This window comes from Paenibacillus sp. FSL R7-0163 (assembly GCF_037969975.1).
Classification (GTDB): Bacteria; Bacillota; Bacilli; order Paenibacillales; family Paenibacillaceae; genus Paenibacillus_AQ; species Paenibacillus_AQ odorifer.
In genome coordinates, this window is the sequence record NZ_CP150224.1 from 88,278 (window position 1) to 106,569 (window position 18,292).

Below are 18,292 nucleotides of genomic sequence, written 5' to 3' on the forward strand. Positions count from 1 at the left end.
GAGATACATGGGTCGGGCTTTTTTTTTGGAGGGTTGTTCCAGCCAGTTATTTAAAATAATCTGCTACGCCTTCGGCGATGGCTTTAGCCGCTTTTTTCTGATAGGAGGTCTTGCGGACAATGGACTCGTCTATAGGATTGGTAAGGAATCCAAGTTCGACCAAGGTAGCTGGAATCCGATTCTCCCTTAGGATGTGATAATCGCCAAAGGACAACCCGTTGCTCTTCAGACCGATGCCTTGCCCCAGCCGGGTTTCAATCGCCCGCGCGAGCTTCAAATCATCCGCTTCTGAATAAAAGAAGGTCAACGTTCCGGACACATTTTTAGGTGAAGAATTATAATGAACGCTTACAAAAGCGTCAGCACGCAGGGCTTGGCTCATCTGAACACGACGTGCTAACGTGGGCTTTTGATCGTCTCGGGTGCGAGTCATCTCTACCCGTGCTCCTTTAGCAACAAGAGCATCCCGGACATAAAGTGCAGTGTGCAGATTCAAATCCTTTTCCATGGTGTTATATGTAGTGCCGAGCATGCCCGGATCACTGCCGCCATGACCAGGATCGATGACGATCAGCTTTCCTCGTAGTCCGCCTTTGTGCTGGACGGTGCTTATGCTGCTTGTACTGCTTGGTGTGCTTCCGCTTCGGATATATTGCTCTGCCACCCAACCAGTTTCACCGCTGGCTGTGCGAATTCGAGCCCAGCCGTTCTGATGAAGAAGGAGAGTGACTGTATCCTTGGCTTTTAAAGAACCGAGCACCTTATATTGTGTTCCTGGGCCACTTCGGATGCGTAGAGAATCAGCCGTGACTGTAGCCTTTGAAGTTCTACTAAAAGCATTGGCTGATGTTGACGAGGCAGTATTGGTTTTAGTAGCAATAGACGTTCCAGAAGCGCTGGATTGCAGGGAGTTGCTGTTCACCTTTTTTAGGTAATAACCCGCTACCCAGCCAGAGGTGCTCCCCGCCTTAACCTTTAACCATCCGTGCTGCTCATCAGTCACAGTAACCCGAGCCCCATTCTTAATTGATCCTACAACAGTTGCATTCTTAGCCGGTTCATCGCGTACATTTAAAGAACTCGCATATACCTGTGCGGTATAACTTCCTGCTGCTGTCTTTGCTTCAGCAGACTGTGGCGCTGCTATACCCAAAAGGCAAGCTGTGAGCAGGGTGACACCTATCATTTTGTTCATAGTATCCTCGCTTTTTGAGAGTAGTCGTAATTCCTTACCCAATTTACGAGGTTTAGAATAATATTTTTTGAGAATAAGGCCTCTTTTCTGGTGGTCTAAAGACTTGTATAATTATTACATATCGGGAAAGAGGATGAAGGAGCATTGCCGTGACTAAACCAAAGCTATTCATTGGATCTTCCAGGGAGTCTATACGTTATGCAAGAGCGATTCATGAGCAGCTGAAGAGGGATGCTGAAGTGCATCCTTGGTATGCCAACGCTTTTCGTGCGAATGAATACACCATGGAGGCGTTGGAGAGAAATTTGGATGAGAGCGATTTTGCCGTATTTGTGTTCTCGCCAGATGATGTCGCCAAAATCCGTGGTAAATATTATTATGTGACCCGCGATAATACGGGGTTTGAAATGGGTTTGTTTTGGGCTAGATTGCGGCGCAGCCGTGTTTTTTGTCTAGTACCTGATCAGGTAACTGCGCGTGATGATCTGATCCCTGGAGAAAATGTAGAAGAATATCATCTGCTATCTGATTTAGCAGGAATTACATCGTTAGAGTATGAAGTGCATCACGATAATCCTACGGCTGCTGTGGATGTGAGCTGTGGTAAGATTATTGATAGTATTCAAGAGCGTGGAAGATTCCGTGACCCGCTTAAAGATTTAGAGCAGCTAAAGATGGATTTAAGGCGCAAGGAAAGTATCCTTCATTTTTTTTGGCAATATAATAGTAATGTGACCATCTCCGAGAATGGAGAGAAGTATCACGCACTTAGTGAGGCGATACGCAATTCCTTTTTACCTCCGAAGCATTGTCGTGTAATCGGTGCAGCTATCTGGCAGGCACAAGCGAAGGAACAACTAGTTCAGGTGGGGGGGAATGTCGGACGCGGTCACTCCTATCCCTTGTCTGTAACGAAAGGGAATGAGAAGCAGCCTAGTGTGGTAGATGCATTTTTATCGAGTAAATGGACTTTTTTTCAACGCACGGAAGTTGCAGAGGTATATATCCTATGCTATCCTCTAGGTAAGAAGTATGTTCTTTCCGTTCATTTCTCAGGAAGTGATGGATTATCTGCAGATGATCTTAAGGCGGTAGTTGGGAATAATCAGGATTTATTCCGTACCATCAATCATTTAGTAGGAGAGGATTCAGCATGAAGAGAATAAAAGGTATTAACAGCTTATCTGATGCTGTTCTCCGATCTGCGAGTGGTGGGAGCAGGAGTGCAGGCGGCGATGACAAAAGCACCAAAAGAAAAGCAGGCTCGAGTCATTCTGCTCAGCAGCCAGCTTCAGCTCAGATTTATACTGCACCTTCTTTGGACGGCGGAGACGACGAGTATAAGAAGCTTATCAGCGGAAAAGTAGATAATAATAAACCATCCTTTGCGTGATTTTTTTATAAAAAGGGGGCCTCAGCCATTGGCTTGAGGGCCCCTTTTTGGTATTCCATTCTAACGGTTGTTCTTCTTGGCGATCTCACGCCGTACGACAGGTGCAACCTCTGTTGCCAAAAGCTCAATGGCTTTGGCTACCTTAGCGTAAGGAAGGCCGCCGATATCGAGCTGAGTCATAAAGCGGCTATGACCGAACAGCTCATGCTGATAGAGAATTTTTTCGATAATTTGCTGCGGGCTGCCCACAGCCATCGTGTTATCAGCAGATACATATTGCCCAAAGTCATCACGAGACACCTTGTACTCTTGACCCGGTTTTGGACGGATAGAGTTACGGTAACTATAGTAGTAAGGGTAATATTCGTCCAACGCCTGCTGTGAGGTTTCAGCAATGTAGCCGTGGCTAGTGATCGCAATCTTTAGATCCTCCGGTGCATGTCCTGCTTGAATTCCGGAACGCCGATAGGTTGCGGCAAGCTCTTGAAAAGGCTCTGGACTGCCGCTTAGGATGGCGATAGCCATTCCGGTCCCGAGCATCCCGGCCTTCTCCGCGCTTTCTGGAGAACCGCCTACACCAATCCAGAGTGGAAGATTCTCCTGTAATGGACGTGGAGCAATCTCCGAATCCTTCAGCGATGAACGGAAGGAGCCCTCCCAGTTCATAACTTCATGTTTGTTAAGCTCCAAGAGTAAATTGATATTCTCGGAGAATAGACGGTGATAATCTTCAAGCTCATACCCGAAGAGCGGAAAAGACTCCACAAACGCACCACGCCCCGCAATAATCTCTGCACGTCCATTCGACAGCAAATCAAGTGTGGCGAAATCCTCGAACACCCGCACAGGATCAATGGTGCTTAATACGGTTGTTGCGCTCGTTAGTTTAATTCTGTTAGTAACCTGAGAAATGGCAGCCAGTACGACTGGCACCGAAGAAATTACAAAATCAAGACGATGATGCTCACCTACACCAAATACATCAAGTCCCGCCTCATCTGCCAGCTTAGCTGCAGCCACGACTTCGTCGAGACGTTGTTTTGGACTGATCTTGTTCCCTGTATGACAATCCGCAACGATGTCTCCTAAGGTATAGATACCAAATTCAAAATCGGATGCTGGTGCTGCGGTTGTTTCGTTACTCATGCTCACAAACCCCTTGTTATTCATATATTTGCTAAAGCCTGTCCGTGTATGGAGGAATGTGATTATTATAACACAATGACTTACAAAATGTAAGTTTGTGAGTAAATGTTTTGATTTCTTCTGTTGTTTTTGACAAAATGGAATAATAATCCATAAGGGTTATATCCTGCTCGTCTGATGTTATTATATTTGATTTTAAGAATCTATCCAAATGAGGCAGTTACTTATATGAGGAGGAGTTTGGTGCCTGGGACATGGCATGTATGTAGCCCAGACCGATAGGAAATTGGTTGCTATTGATCTAAACGGTATGATAATTGTGCAGATTAAAGGGACGTTAACTGCTTTCAAGGAGCCTCAGGCTCTAAAAATGAAATAATCGAATCTACAACGGCTCTCCGATAAACATCCGGCAGAGTCGTTTTTTAGTGGAATGATTCCACAATCCCCGTGCGAAAAATACAAATCTATTTTATGATAATAAGGTTATATGATGAGTAGACTGTAAGTTAACGAAATTACATAGAAGGACCGAGGGATATTATGGAACAGCAAGCGGTTTGGGCGATAGGCATTTTTCTGCTGATTTATGGACTTATTATTTCCGAAAAGATTCACCGTACCATTCTGGCGATGTTAGGAGCTATCGTCATGATAGCGATGGGCATTGTGGATCAGGAGACGGCACTGCAGCACATCGATTTTAATACTATAGGACTGCTTGTAGGGATGATGATGATTGTAGGGATTACCGCAGAGACGGGGCTCTTTAAATACGCAGCTGTGAAATCAGCTAAGTTGGCGAAGGGGAAGCCGAAAAGAATACTGATTGCTTTGTTTGTGATTACCGCAGTGGCTTCAGCCTTTTTGGATAATGTGACGACAGTGCTGCTTATGGTGCCAGTCACCTTCAGTATTACAAGACAACTGCGCATACATCCGCTGCCTTTTTTAATGTCACAAATTATCGCATCTAATGTAGGCGGAACGGCAACCTTGATCGGAGACCCGCCTAATATCATGATTGGCAGTGCTGTTAAGGAGCTGACCTTCATGGCTTTTATTAGCAATCTGACACCTGTGATTATCATCATTGTTTTGGCGTATATCCCGCTGCTGTTATTGATGTTCGGTAAACAAATTAAAACTACACCTGAATTGCAGCAGAGCATCATGGATATGGATGAGAAGGTTATGATTACGGATCATAAGCTGCTGCGAAAATGTCTGATCGTATTGGCAATTACGATTGCCGGGTTCTTTTTACATCAGGCGTTACATTTGGAGTCCGCTACAGTTGCACTGGCCGGTGCATTTTTACTGCTGCTGCTGACCGGAGGGGAACATATGCTGGAAAAAGCTTTTCACAGCGTGGAGTGGATTACGATCTTCTTTTTTATCGGACTGTTCGTGTTGGTGTCAGGGCTTGTAGAGACAGGTGTGATTGCAGAGCTGGCAGCAAAAGCGATTGAAATAACGAATGGTGATGTGCTGATGAGCTCAATGATGATTTTATGGGTCAGCGCCATTACCTCAGCATTTCTGGATAACATTCCTTTTGTAGCAACTATGATCCCTCTGATTCAGGAGATGGGCAATATGGGGATCAGCAATTTGGAGCCGTTATGGTGGAGTTTGGCCTTAGGGGCTTGTCTGGGTGGCAATGGCACATTGATTGGTGCGAGTGCTAATTTGATCGTAGCGGGTTTGGCAGGTAAAGAGGGGTACCCGATTACGTTCATGAAGTATTTGAAGGTCGGTTTTCCTTTGATGCTGTTGTCCATTGTGATCTCCAGCGTGTATTTATATTTAAGATATCTGATGTAAGCAGCGTTATTAAGAGCCGGGGGAGCGATATGCTTGAAGTGATATTTTGAAACGGCAGGTAGAAGTTGTGGAGGAAGTAGAAGGAGTAGTGGAAGTAGAGGAAGTAGAGGAAGAAGTGGAAGAAGTGGAAGAAGATGCAGGAGTATAAGTAACAAGTGGAGGCAAAATGCAGATGTTGAAGCGGTGAACATATGTTGAAGTGACGGTGGGAGCATATAAGTGTATTTTGTACAGTTATAACTCATCGAATAAATTGTCCCCAAAAAATAGCTGTATTCAGTACACTTATTTTCATGATTTCCTCAGCTAAAGGTGATTTTTCTGGATTTTAATTGTATAGAATACAGTTATATTCAGGACACCCCCTTTTTTATACGAAATAAGTGTACAGAATGCAACTAAATCAAAGATTTGATCTAGATTCGGCGATATAAAATATACGGGGGGATCCGGAGGAGTTATTCCGAGGTTTACCCAAAGTCGACTTAACGCTACGCAATGCAGATAATCAAGCAGGCAGTGATTCTCCAATATCTGGAGGCTCACTGCCTGCTTGTTTTTTACATTAGAAAGGGCTGCTTAAGGAGTATGACTTCCAAAATACTGGTAACTTCCTTTGGGATATTGATTCCACTCGCCCTCAAGTGAATACTGCTGTGATCCAGTGTATATACCAGATTTACGGACAATAGTTCCACCTGTGGAGAGGAATTGCTGATTAGAGGTAGGGTCACCGAGAACATCTACGATTTGGCCGTTTTTCTTCAGTACTAATGCTGTAATATTATATGTTTTTGGATTATATAGACTCAGCTCATCATTGTAATAGGAGATATTCATTAAATCAAATGCGTCCCCAAAAGTAGAATCTATAAACATATAAGGCATTGCTACAGATACAGGAAATAATGACCGGGAATAAACCTGTTTGGTTTGAGTGGCTTTCATAAATTGGTGGACTTCAAGGGTGTAACCTTCTGCTTTTCCTGCGGGATTACCATTTCCTTTATAGTACAGCTCAACTGCGATTCTGCCGTCACCGCCGTCCAGATACTCTGAGAAGAATAGCTCGGAGGTACCCTGTGAAGCCACACTTATAGATAATACAACCGCTTTGCCATCAGAACCTACTATCCATACCGTTCCTGGACTTGTAGGACCATTCCATATAGCTCCATTCAGAGTTGCAGGTCCGCTCAATGAACCTGTGCTGCTTTCTGTATACACTTTAAATTGACTCTGATTAGGAATCAGCTTGGAAATATCGAAGGAAATATTGGACACACCTTGCTTGGTGGTTATTGGCACAAAGCCGTTGTTTACAAGCTGGGCTGTAATCAAGGTGAAAGTTGAGGTGGTTGAACCTCCTTTATTATCCATTGCTGTGAGGGTCACTAAACCACTAGCTGAACTATTAGCTGCCGGAGTTACCGTCAGAGTGTTGCCATTAAGGCTAAGTGTACCAGCATTTACGTTATCTATAGAAGCTGAATAAGTAAGCATGTCATTGTCTGGATCTTGAAAAAGCTGGGCCAGATCAAATATACGTGGTGCCGTGATACCTGGTGTTAAGAGTTGAGTAGTGATTCCAGATATCGCAATTGGTGGCTGATTAGACGTTACAGTGAATACAAAAGTAGAAGTGTTAACGCCACCTTGGCCGTCCATTGCTGTTATTGTAATCATGGCCGTACCTGAATTGACCGGCACAAGGTTGAGATGATTCCCATTTACAGATACAGTGGCAACGCTAGCGTCAGAGGATGCAGCTGCGAATGTAAGCGGGTCGCCGTCCGGATCAATGAACACATTACTGATGTCGACGTTTTGGACACCGTTTGTGATCAGAGCAGATATTGGATCAATATTATTTTGCGCGACTGGTGCATGGTTCACCGGAGTCGGCGCCGGAGTAGGCTCAGGAGTCAGCACCGGAGTAGGACTAGGAGTCACTACCGGAGTAGGACTAGGAGTCGCAACGGGAGTAGGCTCAGGAGTCGCCACCGGAGTAGGACTAGGAGTCGCGACCGGAGTAGGACTAGGAGTGGCCACCGGAGTAGGCTCAGGAGTCGGTACCGGAGTAGGCTCAGGAGTCAGCACCGGAGTAGGACTAGGAGTCACTACCGGAGTAGGACTCGGAGTAGGCTCAGGAGTCGCTACCGGAGTAGGACTAGGAGTCGTCACTGGAGTAGGCTCCGGAGTCGCGACCGGAGTAGGCTCAGGAGTCGTCACCGGAGTAGGACTAGGAGTCGCTACGGGAGTAGGCTCCGGAGTCGGCGCCGGAGTAGGACCAGGAGTCGCTACGGGAGTAGGGCTCGGAGTCGTCACCGGAGTAGGGCTCGGAGTCGCGACCGGAGTAGGACTAGGAGTCGTCACCGGAGTAGGACTAGGAGTCGCTACGGGAGTAGGCTCAGGAGTCGTCACCGGAGTAGGCTCAGGAGTCGCGACCGGAGTAGGACTAGGAGTCGCCACTGGAGTAGGACTAGGAGTCGCTATCGGAGTAGGCTCAGGAGTCGGATCGCTCACGGCGTTAGCAGACGTGGACGAAGTATATGCAGGAGCAACGGCTCCAGATGCATTTTGAACCGTTTGGATATTATTTTGAATGGCTGTGTAATTTGTTATGAAATGTGAAGGCAGACTCATGCCAGGCAACTGCAGATTTTGAATAGACAAGGAGGGATCGATGGTGATCCTAGCGCCGCCTTCAACTATTTTTAAGGTTTGCAGGGAACCGCTGCCATGAATAGTAACTGGAGTTATAGAATCCACAATGATCTGCCCAACTTGGCCCTGAAAAGTTATACTCGAAACGCCATTTTTAATCTTCAAATCACCGGTAACATTGCCTTTAATAAAAACATCATTTCCAGAAATATTGAGCAAAGAATCGGAGGGTAAGCCGGAGGTATTTAGTTGAACCCCTTTTTGTACAATTTCAAGCTCTTGCAAACCATCTACATGACGATTCAAGGAATTGAACTTAAGGACAGCTCCTCTTAAAGCATCATGGTTGCTATCACCCATTAATTCTTTGAGTGTACCTTCAATGAGGTAAGGCGTGCCATTGATCGTTACGAAATCTCCATCTATATTGTCGATCGTTGCAGTTTGTTGTTCTTCTTTAAAAATATTCAGCAGAAAAGAAGCCATATCCTGCCGCTGAACAGTACCTTTGGGGCTGAACATATCTTCGGGAGAGTCTATAAGTTTAAGACGTAGTGCGACATCAGTATACTCTTTTGCCCAATTGCTGATTGTGGATTCGTCATTAACCTTGTTGGCTTGTCCGCCTTGTGCTCCAGTTCCGCGGATGGCACGTACAAATATAACTGCAAGCTCTTCTCTAGTTACAGGTCTGGATGGATTAAAATTACCTGTAAGATCACCCTCCATAAATCCTGCCTTTTTAACAGCCTCAATAGCGGAGACACTCCAACTGGAATCAGATACGTCTCTAAAGGAAGAAGCGGAATTCACTGAGGAATCTAGCTTTAAGGTCTTCGCTAAAATGGCTGCCAGCTCTTGGCGGGTCATAGTCGCAGTGGGTCTGAATTGTCCATTGGGATCGCCTTTAAGCAATCCTAGACGAGCAGCCTCGAGGATTGCGGCACTTTTCGTCTGTTGTATTTCGGTTAAATCGGAGAACGGTGGAGTGATTTCAGCTGCAGATGCATAGAGAGTACCACCGAACAAGGTGTTAAGGGCAACAAGTGTTGCTCCCCATTTTAATGATATGCTTTTCAAGCAAAAGCCCCTTCCTTAGAACCAATTTGTCATAAGCTTACTTCATTATATCGACGCAAAAGCAAAGTTTTTTAATACTTTCATCCTACTAAAAGTGATTTAATTCATTGCTTTTCAAACTTATGAACTAGAAATAACTCCACTTCTGTTCCATAAAAGGGCTTGTTTTTTGTTGACAGCTTATAAAATCGATGATATTTTAAATATTATAATTCCAATTGATTTACTTTGAATAAAGATTGCCGACTGTTCCTACAGAGGTATTGCGAATGTAAAAACGCAATGCCTCTGTTTTTTTGTCCATACAGATTAAAGGAGGGGTCAAGGTGGGAGAAGCGTTGCTGTCTATTTCGAACCTAAATAAACGTTTTGAGTCTGCCGGTGGTCATGTTCAAGCACTCCATAATGTAGATCTCCATGTACAGGAGGGCGAATTTATTACAGTCATCGGCCCCAGCGGCTGTGGAAAAAGTACACTATTACGCATCGTAGCCGGTCTGGATAGCGGGTACACTGGCAGTGTCACCCTGGAAGGGGCAGAGATTGGGGGTCCTGGGATCGATAAGGGTTTTATTTTTCAGGAGCATCGCCTCTTTCCCTGGCTTACCGTTGAGAAGAATATTGCCTCTGATTTACCGCTAGGGAACAAGGAGGTTAGGCGGAAGGTCGATGAATTGATTGATCTGGTGAAGTTAAATGGATTTGAGAAATCTTATCCCCGCGAGTTGTCGGGAGGGATGGCCCAGCGGGTGGCAATAGCTCGTGCACTTCTGCGCAATCCGAGAATACTGCTGCTGGACGAACCGTTTGGTGCACTGGATGCATTCACTCGGGCTCATATGCAGACGGTATTGCTGGACATTTGGCGGGCTAACCAAACAACCATGATTTTTGTGACGCATGATATTGATGAGGCTGTGTTCTTGGGGAATCGGGTAGTGATTCTAGAGCCGCGTCCAGGGAAAATACGTAAAATTGTACCGATAGATTTACCGTATCCACGGAAAAAAACAACGACCTCCTTTCAAGAGCTGCGTTTGAAGGTGTTGAATTATTTTGAAAAGGTAGATGAGCTAGAGCTTACAGACGGAGCCGGAATATAAAATAGGTCGACCATACCCATGGAGACTTTCGAAGACATTAACATTCGAGGGTCTCTTTCTGTTTATTTAAAGTGATTGTAAAGCTGAAAAAAGGTGGGTTCAAAGTATGACAAATCGGGCTGTAGCCATAAGAACTTCCGGAAGACCCGGAAAGGTGGCAACACTAGGACTTGGTCTTTTGCTGCCGGGCAGTGTGCTAATTCTGTGGCAGACGCTCGGGCATTATGGAATGATCTCGGAGATGCTGTTCCCTACGCCGTATACGATTGCGGAATCTTTTGTAACTTTAGCGGCTTCAGGCGATCTGTGGCCGAACTTTAGAATCAGCTTGGTCAGAGCCTTTTCTGGATTCCTGCTAGGTGGTGGACTGGGTCTGCTGTTAGGACTTCTCGTAGGCCTGTTCCGCAGATCGGAGAAGCTGTTAGATCCTTCCCTGCAAATGATCCGCATGATTCCCAGTCTGGCGGTAGTACCGCTGTTCATTTTATGGTTCGGGATCGGTGAGGAGTCGAAGGTGCTATTGATTGCTAAGGGAGCTTTTTTCCCGCTTTATATTAATACGTTCATGGGAATTCGCGGCGTGGATAACAAGCTGTTCGAAGTTTCCCGGGTACTTGGCTTCAGCCGATTGAAGCAGATTGGCAGGTTAGTACTTCCAGCAGCGCTGCCGAACATTATTCTCGGAGTGCGTCTCTCTCTAGGGCTTTCTTGGCTGGGGTTAGTAGTGGCAGAGCTTATTGCATCTACCTCAGGCATTGGGTACATGATGTCCGATGCGCGTCAATTTGCGGACACACCAGTGGTGTTCGTGGGGATTATTATTTTTGCCGTAGCTGGATTGTTGAGTGATTCCATTGTTCGTTACATTGAACGACGGTTGTTGAGATGGCAAGACAGTTATCGCGGATAACCTTGAACGCTCATTAAACAAAAGGGGGATGCACCATGAGCGATGGAGTAGAAGCTATTATCAAAAATACTAAAAGAGCCAGAGAAACGCTGGATAGCGGCGGCACAGCTCCTTTATCCAAGAAGACACCGAAGAAACCCGCAATACAAGTTGCATGGAAACCCCTGCTCTCTGATTGGGGAATGGGTGCAATTATCCCGGTGGTGACGTTAGTCCTTTGGCAGCTGGCAGGGAGTACGGGGCTGGTCTCAGCAACCTTTTTGCCGACTCCGCTTTCGATTGCAAGAGCTTTTACCGACTTGTTGGTTACTGGAGAGTTAACTCATCATCTGGGCGTCAGCATGGGTAGGGCGGGCATCGGATTTCTTATTGGAGGTGTGTTGGGTCTTCTATTCGGCGTACTGACTGGCTTGTTTCGCAGTGTAGAATATGTGCTCGATCCTAGCGTACAAGTGCTTAGGCTTGTTCCCCATTTAGCTATAGCGCCGCTCATTATTCTCTGGTTCGGGTTTGGAGAGATGTCAAAAGTTGTGATCATTATGACAGGCTCATTTTTTCCGCTCTATATTAATACATTTATGGGCATCCGCAATGTGGACAATAAATTGTTCGAAGTAGCTCGTGTATTGGGATTCAGTCCATATCAGAAGCTGCGCAGGCTTATACTCCCGGCGGCGCTGCCTGGAATTTTGTTAGGGCTAAGGTTGTCGCTGGCTGTAGCTTGGATTGGTTTGGTTGTAGCAGAGCTTATTGGATCACAGTCAGGTATTGGGTTTCTTATCAATGAAGCGAAGCAGAACTCTAATACAGAGGTTGTATTCGTAGGTATTATTATTTTCGCAATTGTCGGTAAGCTGATCGATTCCTTGTTCCGGATTATTGAACGAAAGTTCCTGTTCTGGCGAGATAGTTACGAAGGCTAAACAAACTGAGGAGGTCTTGAACATATGAGTGGATCGGTGAAAAAAGGATCGGTGAATTTGGTGGCAGACGTGCTCGTTATCGGAGGAGGTCCGGCAGGAACGTGGGCAGCCCTTACTGCATCAGCGAAGGGGGCCAAAGTAATCCTTGCAGATAAAGGGTACTGCGGTTCAAGTGGGGCAACGGCACCGTCGGGAACGGGAGTCTGGTATGTGAAGCCGGATGAGAAGCTCCGGAAAGAGGCAAAAGCAAGTCGTTATGCGCTTGGCGGGCAGCTGGCTGAATCTCGCTGGATGGACCGGGTGCTGGATCAAACCTATGCCAATATGAACAAGCTGGGTGTTTCCGGTTATCCATTCCCTGTAGATGAGCAGGGCAATCAATTCCGAAGAAGTCTGCAAGGACCGGAATATATGAAATTAATGCGTAGGCTGGTGAAAAAGGCAGGCGTCAAAATTCTAGATCACAGCCCAGCCTTGGAACTCCTGGCAGATGAGCATGGCGTAGCTGGAGCGGCTGGAGTTCATACCCAGAGTGGAGAAACCTGGACTGTTCAGGCAGGAGCAGTCGTCATTGCTACCGGAGGCTGCGCCTTCCTAAGCAAGGCACTTGGCTGCAACGTGTTGACCGGAGATGGTTATCTCTTCGCTGCTGAGGCTGGGGCGAATCTGTCCGGCATGGAATTCTCCAATGCCTATGCGATTTGCCCTACGTTCTCTTCGGTGACCAAGACGGCGTATTACAGCTATGCCAGCTTTTATTATGAGGATGGAAGCATTGTGGAGGGAGCCGGTTCCAAGAAAGGCCGTTCTGTAATTGCCCGGAATCTGTTGGCAGGTAATCAGGTGTACGCCAAGTTGGATGGAGCACCAGAGGATTTGAGACCGTTGCTGCGGGTGGCGCAGACGAACTTTTTCCTTCCATTTGACCGCCAGGGAATTGATCCGTTCAAGGATGCGTTTCCGGTTACTTTGCGGCTCGAAGGCACGGTTCGGGGGACGGGGGGCATCCATATTACAGATGAAAGCTGCGGCACAGGTGTTCCCGGACTTTACGCGGCAGGAGATGCTGCTACCCGCGAGCTGATTTGCGGAGGTTTTACTGGCGGTGGCAGCCATAATGCGGCGTGGGCGATGTCTTCAGGTTCTTTTGCTGGTGAAGGAGCTGCTGTCTATGCACAGAGTCTGGGGTCGCACGCTGCGCAGCGTAGTCCAGTCGGCTTATCATCATCACCACTGGTGCATCAGGAAGTGAAGCCGGGAGTGGCGGCCCAAACGGCAGAGTATGTGTCTGCTGTACAGGCTGAGGTGAAGCCGTATGACATCAATTTGTTCCGGACAGAACAAGGGCTGACTTCTGCACTAGATCGTCTGGATGGATTGTGGAAAGAGCAACGAAGCCGCGAAATTCAGCGTACGCCAGAAGGGGTCAAGGCACGGGAAGCCGAAGCCATGACCGCAACAGCCCGCTGGATGTACAATTCTGCACTTGCTCGTACAGAGACGAGAGGCATGCATAAGCGTGAGGATTTCAAGGCTACAGATCATGGCCAGCATCACCGCTTGATCAGTGGCGGATTAGATCAGGTATGGGTGAAGACGGAAGCCGTGGCTAAGGAGGGTGTTCTATCGTGATTGAGGTGATCAGCGCTGCCAGATGTGTAGAGTGCAACCAATGTGTATCTGTCTGCCCGACTAATGTTTTCGAACGGGTAGAGGATGGCATTCCTGTTATTGCCCGGCAGAGCGATTGCCAGACTTGCTTTATGTGTGAGCTGTATTGTCCTGTCGATGCTCTCTACGTTGCACCAGACTCTGAGAATATTATTGGTGTGACAGAAGCGGAACTTCAGGAGCAGGGACTACTTGGCGGTTATCGTGAAAAAGTAGGCTGGGGTAAGGGCAGGCAGCCGGTGGCAAGCCATGACTTTATGTATAAATTGGCGTCGAGGGCAGGGTTCTGAGCTTGATCAAGATTTAAATAAATAGCATAAACCTAGGGGGAGAAACAATGAAACAAGCGTACAGAGAGATTCAAGGGAAACGTTCTAGGAAGATTCGGTTTGCACTTTTAACTACAATTATGATGGCCATGCTGGTGCTTCAGGCTTGCGGAAATAATACGGGCGGCAATGGAGCATCTGCCTCCGGGGGATCAAATACGGAGAAGGCGGGAGAAGAGGCCACGAGCAATGTTCCAGCGGTATTGAACTTTGGGTTTATCGGTTCCAACAAATTGAATGTGCCTGGCGGTGCAGAGGGTTGGGGCTTTTATAAAGGGATTATTCAAGAAGAGTTGAAGAAATACGGCATTACTGAAGTGAAGCTTACTGGCTTTCCAAACGGTCCGGATCAGACAGAATCCTTGATTAGTGGTCGGCTGGATATCGGCAGCCTTGGAGATACACCTGCTATTATTGCCTACGCTTCTGGAGCCAAGACCCGTCTGATTTCACAATCTTCCGCGAACACGATTGGTTATTTGATCGGCAAGAAGGATGGGCCCAAGACGGTGAAAGATCTGCAAGGTAAAACTATCGCGATTCAAAAAGGCTCCTTCATGCACCGTTATGTAGTTGGATTACTACAGGAAGAAGGCGTGACCGACTACAAACTCGTGCATATGCTCATTCCTGATGCTACTGCAGCTTTAGCCCGTGGAGATGTAGATGCTACAACAAATCTAGGTGTTCCTGCGCTGAAGCTGATTGACCAAGGTTACACTCACTTGGATGATGCCTCGAAGCACCCGAACCTGCTTGGTTCTAGCGCAACAGTTGTGTCTGAGGATTATCTGGCGAAATTCCCTGATTTTCCGAAGGTATGGAACGAAGCTAGAGAGAAAGCCTTGGCAGACTTGAAGCAGCATGAAGATGAGTATTATCAATTTCTGGCTGAAATCGGAGATACAACGCCTGAGCTGGCGAAGCAAGTGAATCCGATTAGTGATATCAAGGATACTGCGTTCACTGATGAAGGAACAAAGCTGCTGGACGGTACCAAAAACTTCCTCGTCGAAGAGAAGTTAGCGAAAAAAGACTTCAATATTAGCGATTGGCGGCTGCAATAAAGTTGCTTAAAAGCTGCTTTAATTGAACTTAAGATTCTTCTGTAAAGGTAATTGAGTGACTGCGGTGAATATTTGGACTTTCGGCCGCCTCTCCGCCACTCCTCCCTTTAGTGATTTTTAAGTTCAACTAACTCAGCTAATGGTGTAGGAGGAAAAAATATGTCGCAGCTTAAGAAGAAAATGACAGTGGATGTCCTCGTGCTTGGCGGAGGTCCTGCTGGGGCGTGGTCGGCATGGAGTGCAGCCTCGCAAGGTGCAAAGGTAGTCCTGGCGGATAAGGGCTACTTGGGCACAAGTGGCGCAACTGCACCGGGTGGAACAACATTGCTCGTTATCCCTCCCATTGCCGAGCTGCGGGAGCAGGCAGTGCAGGCCAGACTTAAGGCCGGCGGATATTTATCGGAGAATGCTTGGATTCACCGGGTGCTGGATCAGGTAGAGCAGAACCTGGCTCAAGTGGAGCAGTGGGGGTATCCGTTTCCGAAGGATGAAGAAGGAAACTCACTGCGTACCCATCTCCATGGACCAGAATATATGCGGATTATGCGAAAAGTTGTGCGCAAAGCAGGGGTCACAATTCTTGATCAGTCACCAGCGCTGGAACTTCTTCACGATGAACACGGTGTTGGTGGAGCGCGTGGGATCAACCGCCTGACAGGAGAGTCCTGGGAAGTGAAGGCAAATGCCGTTGTGATGGCTACCGGCGGCTGTGCTTTTCTCAGCAAAGGTCTTGGTTGCAACGTGCTGACAGGGGAAGGATTGTTGATGTCCGCAGAGGTGGGAGCTGATCTTTCGGGTATGGAATTCAGCCGCCAATATGCGCCAAGCTTTGCGGACGGAACCGTAACACGTGGACGCATGCTGGCTTGGGCCACTCTCTATGACGCGGACGGTCATCCGTTGCATAGAGGGGATCGGACCTTTGGCAGCATTCCTGAGCTGATGCTGAAGGGTCCGGTTTACGCTTCGCTGGATCTGGCAGACACCGCGGAGAAACAGGATTTCCTGCGCAAAGCGCATCCGATTTTCTTTATGCCGCTGGAGCGGGCGGGAATTGATGCGTTTAAGCAGAAATTCCCGCTCACCCTGCGCTATGAGGGCACGATGCGCGGGACTGGCGGTCTGCGCTTGAGCGGCACGGATTGCCAGACGACCGTGCCCGGACTCTATGCGGCCGGTGATGCCGCATCTCGCGAGAAAGTGACCGGCGCCATCTCCGGCGGCGGGGCTTATAACGCTTCCTGGGCCATGTGCAGCGGAAGCTGGGCTGGACAGGGAGCCGCGCAGCATGCGCTGTCCTGCCGAGGACAGGCGAACAGCCGCAAGCTGACCGCAGCGGGACGCTACGGGCTGGCGGCTGGCGCCGATGCCTCGGAAACGCTGGAGGTGAAGCCGCTAATCGCGGCAATCCAGCGTGAAATCTTGCCGCTGCAGATCAATTATTTCCGCAGCGAGCCGGGCATTTCTTCAGCCTTGAAGCGGCTGAATGCCTTGATGCCCTATTTGAACGGGCAGGCTCCTGCCAGCGTTCAGGGCATCGTGCAATCACGTGAAGCCGCGGCTATGCTCGCGGTCGGCAGGTGGATGTACACCGCGGCACTCGCCCGGAAAGAGACCCGCGGACTGCAAAAGCTAGCGGAATATCCGGAGCTTGATCCGCGCCAGACTCACCGGCTGATCTTATCCGGTATTCAACATATAAGCGTCAGTACAGAGGCTGTGCCCCATGCTCATGAACTGAATGCGCTGAAGGAGGGGCAAACGATATGATCGAATTAATCAGCTTGGAGCGTTGTGTTGGTTGTAAGCTGTGTACGAAAGTGTGTCCGACGAACGTATTCGAAATGCAGGGGAAGATTCCGGTCATTGCCCGTCAGGAAGATTGCCAGACCTGTTTCATGTGTGAAGCTTATTGTCCTGTAGATGCTTTATACGTGGCACCACAGGCGGATCAGCTGATCGGTGTAAATGAGGAGGCGCTGATTCAGTCAGGTGTGTTGGGAAGCTGGCGTGCTGAAATCGGCTGGGGACCTGGTGCGAATGGTTCGATGGCGGAGAGGGACACGACTCCTTATTTTGAAGTGTTTACCGAGCAGTACCGAACATGATTAAGCAGATGCTTAAACCCAAAAAATCCGCCCGAAAGCTGGGCGGATATTTCATATATTAGAAACTTATAGCAGGGCTTCGATAGCTGGTTCAATATCCAGCGGGTCCACCGTAGATTCGAATCTAGTGACCACATTGCCTTCGCGATCAATCAGGAATTTAGTGAAGTTCCACTTGATTTCGTCATTGTTCAGAGCCTCTGGATCTTTGTCTTCAAGCATGCTTTGCAGCAGCTTTCCTGAAGAATGGTTGATGTCGAACCCTTCAAATCCAGCCTGTTCTGTCAGGTAGGTGAAAAGAGGGTGTTTAGCTTCGCCTTTTACGTCAACCTTTTCAAAGAGTGGGAAGGTTACCCCGTAATTGATTTGGCAAAATACATTAACCTCTTCATTGCTGCCGGGTTCTTGCTCTCCAAATTGATTGGAAGGAAAGCCGAGAATTTGGAGGCCGCGTTCCTCGTACCGCTCATAAAGCTTTTGCAGATCTGAATATTGGTGGGTAAATCCGCACTTACTTGCTGTATTCACTATCAGTAGCACTTTACCTTTGTATTGCTCTAGCTCGATATCTTTTCCCCGAATACTGCGTGCTGAATATTGATAAATGCTCATGGCTGCTACATCCCTTCAGTTATCTATGCTTTTTGAAAAAGAACAGGAAATATTTATAATAATTAAATTGTAAATAATTCAATTATCGCTGTCAAACAATACAGCTTGAAGGAATTGGAACCGTAATTGCCAGGTTGGAATAGGATAGATAATGGGTATGGATCAGTCAAAAAAATTTATTGCGTTAAAGCTACTCTGCGTTCCATTATTATCTTGCATCGGGGACGTTTTTTGATTAAGATAGCAGAAACCAGCGCAAAA

15 protein-coding genes are annotated in these 18,292 nt (G+C 47.5%); 11 read left to right on the forward strand and 4 right to left on the reverse strand.

The genetic code is table 11. The features are described 5' to 3' along the window. Positions 1–46: 46 nt before the first annotated feature. On the reverse strand, positions 47–1,195 hold the full coding sequence (locus NST45_RS00370) for an N-acetylmuramoyl-L-alanine amidase (RefSeq protein WP_036680306.1): 1,149 nt from the start codon (positions 1,193–1,195) through the stop codon (positions 47–49). Positions 1,196–1,344: 149 nt separating this feature from the next. On the opposite strand from NST45_RS00370, the gene NST45_RS00375 reads away from it, so the two are divergent. Together NST45_RS00375 and NST45_RS00380 are read left to right on the forward strand one after the other, a co-directional pair. Beyond that, entirely contained in the window at positions 1,345–2,352 is a 1,008-nt protein-coding gene (locus tag NST45_RS00375) for a TIR domain-containing protein (RefSeq protein ID WP_170914300.1), read from the forward strand. After that, on the forward strand, positions 2,349–2,588 hold the full coding sequence (locus NST45_RS00380) for a hypothetical protein (RefSeq protein WP_036680302.1): 240 nt from the start codon (positions 2,349–2,351) through the stop codon (positions 2,586–2,588). The genes NST45_RS00375 and NST45_RS00380 overlap by 4 nt, the downstream gene beginning before the upstream one ends. A gap of 60 nt (positions 2,589–2,648) precedes the next feature. Here the strand turns inward: NST45_RS00380 and NST45_RS00385 are convergent, their stop codons facing one another. Further along, positions 2,649–3,734 (reverse strand): LLM class flavin-dependent oxidoreductase, encoded by a 1,086-nt coding sequence (locus NST45_RS00385; protein ID WP_036680301.1) that lies wholly within the window; start codon positions 3,732–3,734, stop codon positions 2,649–2,651. 543 nt (positions 3,735–4,277) lie between these two features. Here NST45_RS00385 and NST45_RS00390 point away from each other — a divergent pair. Further along, the gene (locus NST45_RS00390; protein ID WP_036680299.1) at positions 4,278–5,561 is read left to right on the forward strand and encodes an ArsB/NhaD family transporter; all 1,284 of its coding nucleotides are present in this window, start codon (positions 4,278–4,280) and stop codon (positions 5,559–5,561) included. Between the two features lie 579 nt (positions 5,562–6,140). On the opposite strand, the gene NST45_RS00395 is transcribed toward NST45_RS00390, so the two are convergent. Further along, complete coding sequence (locus NST45_RS00395; protein WP_339824517.1) at positions 6,141–9,308, reverse strand: S-layer homology domain-containing protein; 3,168 nt, start codon at positions 9,306–9,308, stop codon at positions 6,141–6,143. A 326-nt stretch (positions 9,309–9,634) separates the two neighbouring features. Between NST45_RS00395 and NST45_RS00400 the strand changes: the two genes are divergently transcribed. The 8 genes from NST45_RS00400 to NST45_RS00435 all read left to right on the forward strand — a co-directional run bounded on the left by NST45_RS00400 (position 9,635) and on the right by NST45_RS00435 (position 17,419). Next, positions 9,635–10,411: an ABC transporter ATP-binding protein gene (locus NST45_RS00400; protein WP_339824520.1), complete on the forward strand. Its 777-nt coding sequence runs from the start codon at positions 9,635–9,637 to the stop codon at positions 10,409–10,411. Between the two features lie 106 nt (positions 10,412–10,517). Continuing rightward, the gene (locus NST45_RS00405; RefSeq protein WP_038573373.1) at positions 10,518–11,321 is read left to right on the forward strand and encodes an ABC transporter permease; all 804 of its coding nucleotides are present in this window, start codon (positions 10,518–10,520) and stop codon (positions 11,319–11,321) included. 35 nt (positions 11,322–11,356) lie between these two features. Beyond that, positions 11,357–12,244, forward strand: a complete 888-nt coding sequence (locus tag NST45_RS00410; protein ID WP_076185455.1) for an ABC transporter permease — start codon at positions 11,357–11,359, stop codon at positions 12,242–12,244. 24 nt (positions 12,245–12,268) lie between these two features. Continuing rightward, complete coding sequence (locus NST45_RS00415) at positions 12,269–13,876, forward strand: FAD-binding protein (protein WP_036680291.1); 1,608 nt, start codon at positions 12,269–12,271, stop codon at positions 13,874–13,876. Next, on the forward strand, positions 13,873–14,205 hold the full coding sequence (locus NST45_RS00420) for a ferredoxin family protein (protein ID WP_036680289.1): 333 nt from the start codon (positions 13,873–13,875) through the stop codon (positions 14,203–14,205). The genes NST45_RS00415 and NST45_RS00420 overlap by 4 nt, the downstream gene beginning before the upstream one ends. A gap of 47 nt (positions 14,206–14,252) precedes the next feature. After that, positions 14,253–15,311 carry an ABC transporter substrate-binding protein gene (locus NST45_RS00425; RefSeq protein ID WP_339824524.1) on the forward strand — a complete coding sequence of 353 codons (1,059 nt, stop codon included), beginning with the start codon at positions 14,253–14,255 and terminating at the stop codon, positions 15,309–15,311. 180 nt (positions 15,312–15,491) lie between these two features. After that, a complete protein-coding gene (locus NST45_RS00430; RefSeq protein WP_339824526.1) occupies positions 15,492–17,081 on the forward strand; it encodes an FAD-binding protein in 1,590 nt (529 codons plus the stop codon). Continuing rightward, entirely contained in the window at positions 17,078–17,419 is a 342-nt protein-coding gene (locus NST45_RS00435; RefSeq protein WP_076099941.1) for a 4Fe-4S binding protein, read from the forward strand. The genes NST45_RS00430 and NST45_RS00435 overlap by 4 nt, the downstream gene beginning before the upstream one ends. Positions 17,420–17,485: 66 nt before the next feature. Here the strand turns inward: NST45_RS00435 and NST45_RS00440 are convergent, their stop codons facing one another. Next, positions 17,486–18,031 carry a glutathione peroxidase gene (locus tag NST45_RS00440; RefSeq protein WP_038573366.1) on the reverse strand — a complete coding sequence of 182 codons (546 nt, stop codon included), beginning with the start codon at positions 18,029–18,031 and terminating at the stop codon, positions 17,486–17,488. Between the last annotated feature and the right edge of the window lie 261 nt (positions 18,032–18,292).